Source organism: Bacillus timonensis, assembly GCF_000285535.1.
Taxonomy (GTDB): Bacteria; Bacillota; Bacilli; order Bacillales; family Bacillaceae_L; genus Ferdinandcohnia; species Ferdinandcohnia timonensis.
Map to the genome: position 1 here is coordinate 1 of NZ_HE610993.1, position 13,478 is coordinate 13,478.

The following is a 13,478-nucleotide window of genomic DNA, read 5'->3' on the forward strand; positions in this document are numbered from 1 at the left end:
TACACCAGATATAAAATCTGGTGCTCAATTATTAGGCTAAGAAGATAAAATATAAAATAAAGATAACAAATAATCCGTACATGATTGGGTGAATTTCTTTTGCTTTTCCTTTTACCATCATAGTAATTGGATAAAAGATGAAGCCAATCGCAATTCCTGTTGCAATACTATATGTTAAAGGCATTGTTACGATTGTTAGAAATGCTGGTACCGCAATTTCGAATTTTTTCCATTCAATATCACCTAGAGTAGCAACCATTAAGACCCCAACAATGATTAGTGCTGGTGAAGTAACGGCTGGTGTTACAACCCCTAATAAAGGAGAGAAGAATAATGCTAATACGAATAATATAGCTGTTACCACTGATGCAAATCCAGATCTTGCTCCTGCTGCAACTCCTGCAGTTGATTCAACATATGACGTAGTTGAGGAAGTTCCTAGAATAGCTCCAATAACTGTACCTGTTGAATCCGAAACTAATGCTCTTCCTGCACGTGGGAGTTTGTTGTTTTTCATGATCCCTGCTTGGTTCGCAACACCGACTAGTGTTCCTGCTGTATCAAAGAAGTCTACAAACATAAATGTAAGGATAACAACTAGCATATCCGTTGTAAAAACATCTCCGAAATGTGTAAATGCCGCTCCGAATGTTGGTGCTAGACTCGGTACGTGACTTACAATTTTGTCTGGCTCATCAATTAAATTAGTAACCATCCCAACAATAGCTGTGATGACCATACCAACAAAAACGGCTCCATTAATGTTACGTACCATTAAGATTACTGTAATAACAACACCGAAGATAGCGAGCAATGTGTTTCCGTTTGTTAAATCGCCTAGAGCTACTAAAGTAGCTGGATCTCCAATTACAATTCCTGCATTTTTAAGTCCAACAAATGTGATGAACAATCCAATTCCTGCACCAACCGCTAATTTTAGGTTTTGTGGAATGGCATCGATAATCTTTTCACGGATACGTGTTAACGTTAGTAAAACTAATACAATCCCTGAAACTAATACTCCAGATAAGGCGGTTTGCCACGCAATACCCATTCCTAGTACAACTGAATAAGCGAAGAATGCGTTTAGTCCCATACCAGGAGCTAAAGCTACAGGGTATTTCGCAACGACACCCATAATAAATGTTCCAAGTGCTGCTGCAAGTGCAGTTGCAACGAAAACGGCGTTAGCATCCATTCTTAATTCTGCCGGTAAATCCGGTACATCGCTTAATGATAAAATGGATGGATTAACAAATAAAATATATGCCATAGATAAGAATGTTGTTATCCCACCAATAATTTCTCGTCTATAAGTAGTTCCAAGCTCATCGAATTGAAAATACTTTTTCATAAAATAATTCCCTCTCCCTTTGATCCATATCGTCGTACAAAAGAGACTTTGGTTTGAACATAGTTATCAAACACATAAAAAGCGCTCCAGAATATCTGAAGCGCTTGACTGCAAGGTTAACGATAGAAAAGGAGAATCGTAGTTAATAGACTCTCTTCATTATCCGTTATACCTCGTAGTCAAGCCAGTTTACGGTAGCTTGGTAGAAACTTTTGGGCCATATCCCCAAGATTATACGACGTATTTCAACAAAATCTTAATTTTGATTTCATTATATGACAATGTACCTAGAGAGTCAACCTAAAAACGAACATTGGTATATTTTTCTTCACTATCGTTCGTATATTTATATTATTCCCATTCGATTGTTGCAGGTGGCTTGCTCGTAATATCATAGACAACTCGGTTTACATGACTTACTTCATTTACAATTCTAGTTGAGATAATTTCAAGAACATCCCAAGGAATACGAGCCCAGTCTGATGTCATTCCATCAATCGACGTAACAGCACGAATTCCAATTGTGTAGTCATACGTTCTTGCATCTCCCATTACACCTACACTACGGATATCAGGAAGAACCGTAAAGTACTGCCAAATCTCGCGCTCTAGACCTGCTTTTCTAACTTCTTCACGTAGAATATAGTCTGATTCACGAACAATCTCTAATTTATCCTCAGTAATCGCTCCAAGTACCCGGATACCTAAGCCAGGTCCTGGGAATGGTTGGCGCCATACGATTTCATCTGGAATACCGAGTTCTGTTCCTAGTGCACGAACCTCATCTTTAAACAGTGTGTTAAGTGGTTCAATTAATTTAAACTGCATATCTTCTGGAAGTCCACCAACATTGTGATGTGATTTGATCGTTTGTGCAGTAGCTGTACCACTTTCAATGATGTCTGTGTAAAGAGTCCCTTGTGCAAGATAATCGATACCTTCAAGCTTAGCCGCTTCATCATCAAACACATAAATAAACTCATTACCAATGATTTTACGTTTTTGTTCTGGGTCACTTACGCCTTCTAATTTAGTTAAGAAGCGTTCCTTCGCATCAATTTTAATGACATTCATATGGAAGCCTTCACTGAATGTCTTCATCACGCTTTCAGCTTCTCCTTTCCGTAAGAGGCCATGGTCAACAAACATACATGTTAATTGATCTCCAATAGCTTTGTGGATTAAAACAGCGACAACTGAAGAATCTACACCACCGCTAAGTGCGCAAAGAACTTTTTTATTGCCAACCGTTTGACGGATTTTTTCCATTTCAATTTCAATAAAGTTTTCCATTGACCAACTTTCAGTGCATCCACATGCACCGAATACAAAGTTTTTAAGTAAATCATTTCCATATACAGAATGGCGAACCTCAGGGTGGAATTGAACACCATATAGTTGACGGTCTTTATCACTCATCGCCGAAATTGGACAAGATGAGCTTACAGCATCAACCGTAAATCCTGCTGGTGTTTCAACAACTAAATCTCCGTGGCTCATCCATACCACTTGTTCATTAGGAAGGTTAGTAAATAGAGCAGATTCATTTTGAACAGTGATGGTTGCTTTTCCATACTCACGGTTATGTGCTTTTTCTACTCGACCACCATAGTGCTGTGTCATGAGCTGCATTCCGTAGCAAATTCCTAATACAGGAATACCTAAATCGAAAATTTTCTCATCACATCTAAATGAGTTTTCATCGTACACACTATTTGGTCCACCAGATAAAATAATTCCCTTCGGCTGCATCGCTTTAATCTCTTCAACCGTCAAAGTGTGTGGATGGAGTTCACTATATACCCCAAACTCACGAATTCTGCGAGTAATTAATTGATTGTATTGGCTACCGAAATCTAAAACAACGATCATTTCTTGAACGTTATTCACAAAATCACCTCGTTTTATTTTGTAATATAACCATCAGATAATATACATGAAATATATCTTGTCGAAATAAAAAAAACTAGAATCCTACCTAAATAAAAAGGCAGAATTCTAGTTCACGTACCAAAATAGAATAGCTGCCTTCATAGTCAAACCATTTACGGTGGTCTGGTAGAAACTTTCGATCCATATTATCGAGGATATACGAAGGGTTAACTCATAACTTCTATTAAAATTGTGTTTTTATTCTATCAATCAGGTACTTATTGGTCAAGATGATATCTTTTTAATTAAATTTTCCCATAATTCAACAGATTTTTCCCATTCAGCATTGGCATTGTCTTTTCGGTATAGAGCACGCTCGTAACTTAGGGTTAATTGCTCCATGTCATGTCCTCTGTAAAATTTATCAACCTGTAAAGAGTAGTCTCTTAAGGTTTGACCTTCCCTTCTTGGGAAGCCCACACGAGACAACTGCTTTAATAATGCATTATACGCTTTAAAATACGCATCTTCATCTTTGTTATTTTTATATCGCAAAATATAAAGATTAGGAATCCATTTATGCCGAGTTTTAAATAGGATATAAACAATCAAGAAAATACTTAATAGAATAATCAATACATATTTCCAAGAGAAAAAATCTGCTATCTCTTCGAAAATGCTGCTGCCTTTTTCTTTTGAAATTGGCGTAGCGACTGTTTCTTGCACCTTTTCTTCCTCAAGGGTTTCCTCAGGTGTTGTTTGTGAAGTTTGATTATTTTGATTACTAGTACTAGTTAAATCATAGGAAAACAAATTCGAATTACTAAATCCTTTGGTTGGTTCAAATGGGACCCAACCGAACTCTGGAAAATATACTTCGACCCAAGAGTGCGCATTATTATTCGTGATTTCATACGAATTTAAGGCCACACGTTGGCCCTCGGTATACCCTTTTACCCATCTGGCTGGTATATCGGCCGCACGTAATAAAACAACCATTGAAGTTGAAAAGTTATCACAATATCCCATTTTTGTATCAAACAAGAACTGGTCAACATAGTCTTGATCTGCCGACGGAATTGCCACATTTTGCGTTTCATACACAAAACCGTTAGTTTGGAAGTAGCTTTCAACTGCCTTTACTTTATCGTACCGGTTCGTTTCAGAACTCGTGATTTCGACCGCAAGCTCTTTTACACGTTTCGGTATGTCAACAGGCAATTGGGTGTATCTTTCTTTGAAAAGAGCGTTCTGCTCCAAGCCACCCGCTCCTGTAACTTCTTTTAAGTGGTTAATATGGTATTTTGGATACTCAAAGTTCATGGTATAAGTATCCAATTTGACCTCATCATCGCCCCTGAATGTTGAAATTTTTTCCGATAAGGGGTTTACACGAAAATGGATATCTGGGTCCACCTCAACGGAAGTCAAACCTAATGGATACACAATATGAGAATAGGTAAGGTCCATTTGAATTTCAGTTTCAAATTCCTCAACCTCTGTTTTTGACTCATACCAATTCAACACTGTATTTTCCGCGTTAAAGGTTTCTTGTTCCGCATCACCTGATAATTTCCAACCTTTTCCGGTATAGGTATCCTTGGATTCAACGCGCCAATAATGGCGTTTCTCTGTCTTCGCCGCAAACACAACAGTATCATCCGCAATAAAAGGCCCACCAAGGTTTTGGTCATTCGTTCCATACCCAATTTTCTTTACTCCATTAATGGAGCCGTTCGTATTTTCTTGCCCATATCCCTTTAAAAATGGAACGGGATCCGGCCATTGTGGAGCTGCTTTCGGTGAAACATAGCCAATGAATGTAGAAAATATAATAAAAATAGCTAAGGGAATCGCCCATTTTTTCCCGATGTTCGCATGTTTTGAGAGTTCTTTATCTTTTAAACGCTCAAACTGCAAAATCCCTAGCATAAAAAAGCCAATGAATACCGTCCGCATTATCGCGATTTTTGCATTATATGGACTGAATGTATCGATTACCGTGATATATATAATGGTCAAAACAAAAAACAAGAGAATTCTTTTTTGAAAAGTAAACCAATAATGAAGTAAATAACTCATTAGCCAAAGCAAAATACAAAAGAGTAGTGTACGAAAGATTGGCGTCATTCCATACCAATTCGCTTGGAACATGAGCCCGATATTTTTTAGAAAATCTGCTACAAATCCATTAACCCACCTTGCATCAAAAAAACCTTGTTGAAAATAGAGTGAGTTGATCATATAGAAAATTAGGAACACCTTAATAAGTGCACCATACACAAACGGGACTCGTAAAAACAGAAAAAGAAAGCAAACACCGATAAAAATAACAAACTCAGACGTCTCCTGTGTATCCGTCACGATTTTTAATGGTCTAAGCCATTCCCAAAGTAGCAAAAAGCCAAAGATATTCAGTAGTAGGTTTCGAATATTGCGTTGAACTTGTATTTTAGGCTTCATGGATATTCACCTCATAAAATACTTCCGAAAACTGTCCTTCATAGACAACTTTTACAAATACATTGTGCTTTCTGACTGCCCCAAGAACATTCATTTCTTCTGTTGTCATTCGAGTGCCTTTTTCTTTTACAACGAAAATCTGCAAATCAGCGTTTCGCATCGTAAATCTTCCCACTACATGTATCGTATCTTGACTTAATTCACTTGTAATAAGTATGAAAGTAACAGGTTGATAGATTTTTTTGATCTCTGATTCAACAATTTGTGAAAATAGAATAGAACTATCGTCTTTTACCTTAGCTAAATGATGATAGATGACTTGTTGCTGGGATTCACCACTTTTTAAAGGAAAGATTGTTTGGTCTTCCCCAATTGAAAAAAATGAAACCTGTGCTCCTTTTCGCAAAATAGCTTTCGTTATGGACGCTGTAAAATTAACGACCTGCTCGAAATGATCTGAGGTTGTGCGATCCATGAATAACACAACATCATGGCTTTGCTGCTGCTCGAATTCTTTCGTCATAATATCATTTCTTCTTGCAGACGCCTTCCAATCAATCCATGAAAAACGGTCACCAGGTGTATATTCCCTAACACCAATCGCAATCGCAGTATCCCGCTGCAGCCTCACGTTTGATGAAGCCATCCCTTGTTCAAATCGACTTTCCTGTTGTCTATAAACCATATCTACGTACTGTGGATATACTAAAAACTGGTCACGTACAGATACAATGGTTTCTTTTTCAATGAGTCCGAACAAATCTCCTGTCTTAATTCGAATTCCCTCTAATAGATGCTCACCTCGAGGAATAGAATCAAACTCATATTTATAGGTCATTTCTCGTTTAAACCAAGGGAAAAGAATCACCTTTGATTGCTTCGATTGCTCGTATTTTTTTAATTGTGCCGGAAGAAGCTCCTCAACAATCAAATACATCAGTGGAAAAGGAATCTTTCGGTTAATCCCAATTGTTGCTTCGAGCTTTTCCCCTGCCACATATTCCGTATGCGTAATGTGGCGCACAAGCTGAAAATCTTTAAGAGGATAGATAGATAGAACAAAAGAATATAAGCCGAACGGGATAAAACTATAAAAAAGAAACCAGCTTACGAATCCTCCCTGAAACATTGCATATACAAATGTTGCAACAATGAGAAGAAAGATGTTGACGAGTTTCCCCGTTTCCTTTAGCTTGCGAAATAGCCTCCTCATCAACGGTTCAACGACCTTTGCACAGGGATAGGTGTTCTTTCAATGATTTTCTCCACTATTTTTTCAGTTGTCATTCCATCAAATCTTGCCTCAGATTTTAAAATGATTCGATGCGGAAGTACATATGGTGCAAGATATTGAATATCATCCGGAATCACAAAATCCCGTCCGTGAATCAAAGCATATGCCTGTGCAGCTTTCATTAATGCGATTGAACCACGTGGACTTGCTCCTAAATAAATAGAGTTATGCTCTCTAGTTCGACTCACTACATCTACAATATATTCTTTAATCGTTTGGTCAACATAGACTTCTTTTGCTTCATTTTGAAGAGTAATTAGTTCTTCAAGGGAAATTACTGCTTCTAATTGTTCAATTGGCTTAGACTTTTCCGCTCTATTTAAAACTTCAATTTCCTCATGTACGGATGGGTACCCCATTTTCATTTTTAATAGGAAACGATCAAGCTGTGCCTCTGGAAGTGGATATGTTCCTTCATATTCAATCGGATTTTGGGTAGCCATAACAAAGAAAGGCTTCGGTAAGGCCCTAGTTACGCCATCAACTGTGATACTGCTTTCTTCCATCCCCTCAAGCAGAGCGGATTGTGTCTTCGGAGAAGTCCGGTTAATTTCGTCCGCAAGCACAATATGACCGATAATCGGACCCGGTCTAAACTCAAATTGAAGCTCTTTTGGATTATAGATTGACGTTCCAGTTACATCTGACGGTAATAAGTCTGGCGTAAACTGAATCCGCTTGAAATCCGCACTCACTGATTTAGCAAGGGAACGCACCATCATTGTCTTCCCTACACCTGGTACATCCTCTAATAAAACATGTCCTTCTGCTAGTAATGCAACCAAACTCAGTGTGGCTACATCTCTTTTTCCAATCATTACTTTTTCAATGTTTTCTATAACTCTTCCTAAAACTGGATGCAACGAATCAAGCTGTGTCATTTCCCATCCCCCTAAAGCCTCGTATCGTCTTACAATATATGTAACTATTATACTATCCGCCCACTAAATATTAAAGCGAATATAGACACTTCTAACTTTCAACAAGCACATTCCGATAGTTGCTGAAGACAAGGTATTCTTGAAAGACTCTCTCAGGATTTTCTGAAAAAAAATGGCTCAGATTCTTACAATCTGAGCCAAAACCAATTCTATACGTATTTTTTAAACAAGACTTGATAGAACATGAACACGGAGGATGATTCCTAACAGTCGCTGATCCTCTTCAACTACTGCTAATGGAAACTTTGTCTCCAATGCCTTTGGTATGATGTCTTGAATGTATTCATCTTTTGAAACTGTAAAAATATCATCCCGAATTACATCAGTCAGAGTCTTCTTTTCTTTGATTCCATCGATGCAATCGTCAATGGTAACAATTCCTTGTAGCTGTCGATGTTTGTTTACAACAAACACACTTGATATCCCGTTCTTCTGCATTTCTTTGACAGCAACCTGCAATCCATCCTTTAGTGTTACCAAAGCACTCGATTTAATCATGACATGCTCTGCCTGTAACACTTTAGAGCGGTCGATATCTTTAATAAACTCTGAGATATAGTCATTGGCAGGTGTTTCTATAATTTCTTCAGGTGTCCCAATTTGTTCGACTACCCCGTCCTTCATGACAGCAACACGATCTCCTAGTTTAAAAGCTTCATTGATGTCGTGTGTAATAAAGATAATCGTTTTCTGGAGCTTGTCCTGCAACTCCAACAGTTCCAGCTGCATTTCTCTACGAATGAGTGGATCAAGCGCACTAAAAGGTTCATCCATAAGGAGGATATCAGGATCGTTTGCAAGTGCTCGAGCAAGTCCAACCCGCTGCTGCATTCCACCAGAGAGCTCTCCTGGATATTTATCCTCATATCCTTTTAACCCAACACTTTCGATATTTTTCAATGCAATTTTCCTACGTTCTTCTTTTGTAACATTTTTAATTTCAAGGCCATATTCCACATTAGCTAAAACAGTTCGATGACTAAATAAACCAAAGTGTTGAAACACCATCGCAATTTTATCTTGTCTGAATTTCTTCAACTGTGATGAATTATAGCGAACTACATCTTCCCCATCTACATAGATGGATCCAGATGTTGGTTTATTTAATAAATTAAAGCACCGAATCAAGGTAGACTTACCACTTCCGGAAAGCCCCATGATGACAAAAATTTCACCTTTTTTAATTTCCATTGATGCTTTGTACACACCAACAGTATGATTTGTTTTTTCTAATATTTCTTTTTTACTCATTCCTTTTTCGACCATTGGAATGATTGACTTTGGTTTTGAACCAAATATTTTTGAGACGTTTTCGATTTTAATTTTCGTTTCCATTATTTAGCCCCCCTGTGTTTCTGGAAGGAATTTGCTACTCCTGATGTCACACGGTCAATAATGATAGCTAGAAACACGATACTGATTCCCGCTTCAAATCCGAGTGCCATATCAATACGGTTAATCGCAATTAGAACCTGCTCGCCAAGTCCCTTCGCACCTACCATTGACGCAATAACAACCATCGCAAGAGCCATCATTGTTGTTTGGTTTACACCCGCCATGATGGTTGGAAGTGCCTGTGGCAATTGCACCTTTGTTAGCATTTGCCATCTGGATGAACCAAATGATTGTGCAGATTCAATGACATCTTCATCCACATTTCGTATCGCAAGCTCAGTCAACCGAATAACCGGTGGCAATGCATAGATTAGAGTTGCAAACACGGCTGAAACATTTCCTAGACTGAAAAAGAAAATCGCCGGAATTAAATAAACGAAACTTGGCATTGTTTGCATCGCATCTAAGATTGGCCTCATAATAACCGAAAATCCTTTACTAAAGGCCATCCACACCCCTACTGGTATCCCAATGACAAGAGAGATGACCACAGATGTTAAAACAATCGCAATGGTAATCATCAATACATCCCATAATCCAAACGTTCCAATTAAGAAAATGAAAAATGCATATAAGACACCGGAAAAAATAGATTTAAAACGCCAACCTAATAGGAAAATAATTACTAAGAAGAGCCACCAAGGAATGAAGCTAAAGAAACTGTCGATTCCATTGATTGTTTGAGAGGAGATAAGATGTATAAAATCAAAGAATCCTTCGAACGTTGTATCTAACCATTTAATAAACTTTTCTACATATTCTCCTAGAAAATCCCATCGTATATCTGGAAAACTACCCATAAGCAGGTTACATGATGTAACCGTTCACCTCACCTTTTTTGACAAAAATCTGTAGTAGTTGGCAAGTTACCAACTACTACGTATGTTTCACTCAATTTTGCCCCTGGCGCCTACGGCTATGGTAATAAGCCAATTGCTTCTGAAGGATAGAACACCTCTGTCAGCGCTTGTCTTATACTTGTCACCGATAATCAGCGGGGCTTAGAACTTTCTTATTCTAATGATGTTTTTACTTTCTCTGCTATATCTTCTGGAACCCAAGAAGTCCAAATGTCTTCATGCTGCTTCATCCACCACTCAGCAGCCTCTTCAGCAGAAGCCTCATTTTCATTCATATAGTTAAGTGCTTCTTCAGTTAAATCGTTACTAGTTTTATAATTTTTTAGAAACTCCACAACCTCTGGTGCTTGTTCAGGCATGTCCTTATGCACAGCTACAACCACATCATTTGGTGGAAATGCCGTTCCAAAATCTTTGTTCCATTGTTCTTCGTTATATTCTGGTTCTTCTAAAAGAGTAAGATCATATTTTGCAGTTACCCATGTTGGAGACCAATAGTAGCCAACCCAACCTTCGCCTTTTTCATATGCATCAACAAGTGTTGCGACAGCACTTGAATCCGAACCTGGGCTAATATAGGTAAATGTTTCACCAAGTCCATAAGTTTCAAATTTCGCCGTCATTGTTTCGTTGACTGCCCAACCAGTTGGGGCACCAACAATACGTCCCTTGCTTGAATCCTCTGGATCCGGGAAAACCTCAGGGTATTTTTTTAAGTCCTCAACCGATTTTAAATCCGGAGCTAACGGCTCAATTCCTCTTTCTTTGTCCCCTTCAATCACATATGTCGGTACATATAACCCTTGACTATTGTCATTAAAGTTTGTAGACACGGTTTCAATATCTCCAGCATCTATCATTTCTGTGTACAGTTCTTTGACATTATCAGTCCATACTTCCATATAGACATTGATGTCACCTTGACGTAGACCCTCTAATGTTGCAGGAGTGGACCCTACCGTAACCTCTGTTTCATATCCAAATCCTTCTTCAAGGATTCTTTGCGCTATACTGTTATGGAAGCGAATACTATCCCAACCAGCATCAGCAAGCACAATTTTATCTAATTTTTCTGGCTCTCCATCTCCTGAAGACCCTTCACTACTACATCCAACTAAGGCTAGTAGCAAAACTGATAATAATGTAAATAGTTTTCTTTTCATCATACATTCTCCCCTTTTTTCTATTTTTAATTTTAAATTAAAAGTAAACCTATTGATTTACTAAGTATAATATGAATAACCATTCATTTTTTTGACGCTAATTCATTTCTCCCTACCCTTTACAAGGATTGCATTAGTTAATGGATTAATAGAAAGGTAACAATTAGGTTATTCTGTCCGATGAAAAATGCGGAGATAGATAAAGTACATTTTTCAAAAGTTTAGAGGATACATCTTTTGAACTATTGTTCTAGGAGGGTTCAGTTTTTTAGTTGAAAAGCAGCAGTACCTTTTCGGGGTACATTAAAAGTATAGAGGAATAATAAAACGAGGACAAACGTGATAATCCAGCATATCTCATGATAAACTAGCATATTTTGCGGTTTCACAACCTGAGGGGGGCAAAATGGTTTATCCTTCAAAGATACTCCCGTATCCTCGAATATCCTCAAAATATGAAGAAATTTTCTGTTTTTTCGCCAAAATACGCTATATGTAGTAACAGCATAGTACCTAAGTACCGTATTTAGTTCCAACATATTGACATGTACACTGTCATTCTTGAATTTTGTGCATATAAAAAAACCAGATTTCGTTTAGAGAATCTGGTTTTGGTCATTATTATTATTAGATTTACCTTTTTTTCTTCTGTAAAAATTTTTCATTGATAACAAGCACTTTCCCATCAACAGTTGGCCTGTATTTACGGAATTTGAACTTATTTTTCTCAAAAATGATATTCCCAACAAAGTAAATCGGCAAAACGATAAGCATATTAATTAACATTTGCAGCAACAAGTTTAATTCCTTCTCAAATATATAAACGGAAAAAACTACAGAAAACGCAAATGATACCATTAAGACAATGAGTATATTACATATATGAAAAGCAATTACACTCGTTTTTTCACGAAACATCCTCTCCAATTCAGCCTTGAAAAATAGTGAAATAAACACTGAAATCCCTATCGCAATTAGGGTCACTATATATGTAAAAACTGTGTTCATTTCCCTAATCCCCTCGCCCTCATTTTTCCTATCATTTTTAGCAATCGAGAATTGATTATCTATCCTCATTGTAACATATCCTATACAAAAGAGGCCTGAATTACCAATACTAGATAAACTGGAGGATGAACTCATGGAAAATGAAAAAGCAGATCGATTACGGGTACAACTAGAGGAAGCGTTACAACCCATTATTGAGCGGCTTGATCATATGGAAAAGATGATAAAAACCTTATTAGACCAGAAACGATACTAAAGAACAGGGGTTGAAGCTCACATCTCAACACCTTACGCCCTAATAAAGGTAATCATCTAGCTCACATTCAATTGGATAATGATCTGATAGTTTAGCTACTTCCGTATTTCTTAAAACCTTTGCGGTAGGATTTTTTTTAAGAAGATAATCATTCACTAGCACATAATCTAGCCTTGAATAAAATGGATCTTTGCTGTTTGAGATCTCGGTTGGCATAGAAAAATCAAGCTTTTCCTCGTCGTTAATATCATGTAATCCTGCTTCCAATAATATTTCCATAGGGCGGTAGTTAATTTTTCCATTTTGGATATGCTGCATCACTTTGCGTTCCCTAGCTAGTATTTTATCTAGTTCATAAAAATCTTGATCGAGTGGGGAAAAGGTATTGAAGTCTCCCATAACAATAACTGGTTCTTGAAATGGATGTATGTACTTAACAATTGCTTCGGCTTCTTTTTCACGTTTTACAGATTCAAACGGACAAAGATGAGTAACCAAAAAGTTTATATGGTGAACTTTCACATGCAACATACCATGGTAGAATGGGCTGTCTTCCAGTTTGTTGATTAGTGTAATTGGAGACTTTGCTGCAACACCAATAAAATATGGGCTCGAATCCATCTGAAATAAACAGGTAAAGGGATACCCGCAGTTATCCATTTCTCGCTGGAACTCTACCTCTGTCCAGTCATTTAACTCATTAAATCCAACTACATCATAGTCTTGAACAGATAACCATTTTAGGAATGGCTCGTAGCGGTCAAGTGTTTTACAGCCATCTAAAAGATTATATTGTAAAATCTTCAAACATAATCACCCCTTCTTTACTTGCACCTTATAACAATAGCCACTGCTCTAAATATAATTATAGC

11 protein-coding genes and 2 riboswitches are annotated in these 13,478 nt (G+C 37.5%); of the genes, 1 reads left to right on the forward strand and 10 read right to left on the reverse strand.

All coding sequences use genetic code 11. From position 1 onward, the window contains the following. Positions 1 to 31 precede the first annotated feature (31 nt). The 9 genes from BTHG_RS23440 to BTHG_RS23480 form a co-directional block, all read right to left on the reverse strand. Positions 32 to 1,354 (reverse strand): NCS2 family permease, encoded by a 1,323-nt coding sequence (locus BTHG_RS23440; protein ID WP_010285458.1) that lies wholly within the window; start codon positions 1,352 to 1,354, stop codon positions 32 to 34. A 156-nt stretch (positions 1,355 to 1,510) separates the two neighbouring features. After that, positions 1,511 to 1,613: riboswitch (purine riboswitch) on the reverse strand. 92 nt (positions 1,614 to 1,705) lie between these two features. Next, positions 1,706 to 3,226 (reverse strand): glutamine-hydrolyzing GMP synthase, encoded by a 1,521-nt coding sequence (gene guaA, locus BTHG_RS23445; protein WP_042342530.1) that lies wholly within the window; start codon positions 3,224 to 3,226, stop codon positions 1,706 to 1,708. Positions 3,227 to 3,367: 141 nt separating this feature from the next. Continuing rightward, positions 3,368 to 3,469, reverse strand: a riboswitch (purine riboswitch). 42 nt (positions 3,470 to 3,511) lie between these two features. Continuing rightward, complete coding sequence (locus tag BTHG_RS23450) at positions 3,512 to 5,689, reverse strand: DUF4129 domain-containing transglutaminase family protein (protein ID WP_010285463.1); 2,178 nt, start codon at positions 5,687 to 5,689, stop codon at positions 3,512 to 3,514. After that, complete coding sequence (locus tag BTHG_RS23455; RefSeq protein WP_010285466.1) at positions 5,679 to 6,902, reverse strand: DUF58 domain-containing protein; 1,224 nt, start codon at positions 6,900 to 6,902, stop codon at positions 5,679 to 5,681. The genes BTHG_RS23450 and BTHG_RS23455 overlap by 11 nt, the downstream gene beginning before the upstream one ends. Then, the gene (locus tag BTHG_RS23460) at positions 6,902 to 7,864 is read right to left on the reverse strand and encodes an AAA family ATPase (protein WP_010285469.1); all 963 of its coding nucleotides are present in this window, start codon (positions 7,862 to 7,864) and stop codon (positions 6,902 to 6,904) included. Before BTHG_RS23460 ends, BTHG_RS23455 begins: the two co-directional genes overlap by 1 nt. A 222-nt stretch (positions 7,865 to 8,086) precedes the next feature. Continuing rightward, positions 8,087 to 9,259 carry a quaternary amine ABC transporter ATP-binding protein gene (locus BTHG_RS23465; protein WP_010285471.1) on the reverse strand — a complete coding sequence of 391 codons (1,173 nt, stop codon included), beginning with the start codon at positions 9,257 to 9,259 and terminating at the stop codon, positions 8,087 to 8,089. Then, positions 9,259 to 10,119 carry an ABC transporter permease gene (locus tag BTHG_RS23470; protein ID WP_010285473.1) on the reverse strand — a complete coding sequence of 287 codons (861 nt, stop codon included), beginning with the start codon at positions 10,117 to 10,119 and terminating at the stop codon, positions 9,259 to 9,261. Before BTHG_RS23470 ends, BTHG_RS23465 begins: the two co-directional genes overlap by 1 nt. 212 nt (positions 10,120 to 10,331) lie before the next feature. Further along, positions 10,332 to 11,342, reverse strand: coding sequence for an ABC transporter substrate-binding protein (locus tag BTHG_RS23475; protein ID WP_010285474.1), 1,011 nt, complete (start codon positions 11,340 to 11,342; stop codon positions 10,332 to 10,334). A 633-nt stretch (positions 11,343 to 11,975) separates the two neighbouring features. After that, a complete protein-coding gene (locus tag BTHG_RS23480) occupies positions 11,976 to 12,350 on the reverse strand; it encodes a DUF3021 family protein (RefSeq protein ID WP_042342532.1) in 375 nt (124 codons plus the stop codon). Positions 12,351 to 12,483: 133 nt separating this feature from the next. Between BTHG_RS23480 and BTHG_RS27745 the strand changes: the two genes are divergently transcribed. After that, entirely contained in the window at positions 12,484 to 12,606 is a 123-nt protein-coding gene (locus tag BTHG_RS27745; protein WP_269719523.1) for a hypothetical protein, read from the forward strand. A 39-nt stretch (positions 12,607 to 12,645) separates the two neighbouring features. Here BTHG_RS27745 and BTHG_RS23490 read toward each other — a convergent pair whose 3' ends face one another. Further along, positions 12,646 to 13,413, reverse strand: coding sequence for an endonuclease/exonuclease/phosphatase family protein (locus BTHG_RS23490; protein ID WP_010285476.1), 768 nt, complete (start codon positions 13,411 to 13,413; stop codon positions 12,646 to 12,648). Between the last annotated feature and the right edge of the window lie 65 nt (positions 13,414 to 13,478).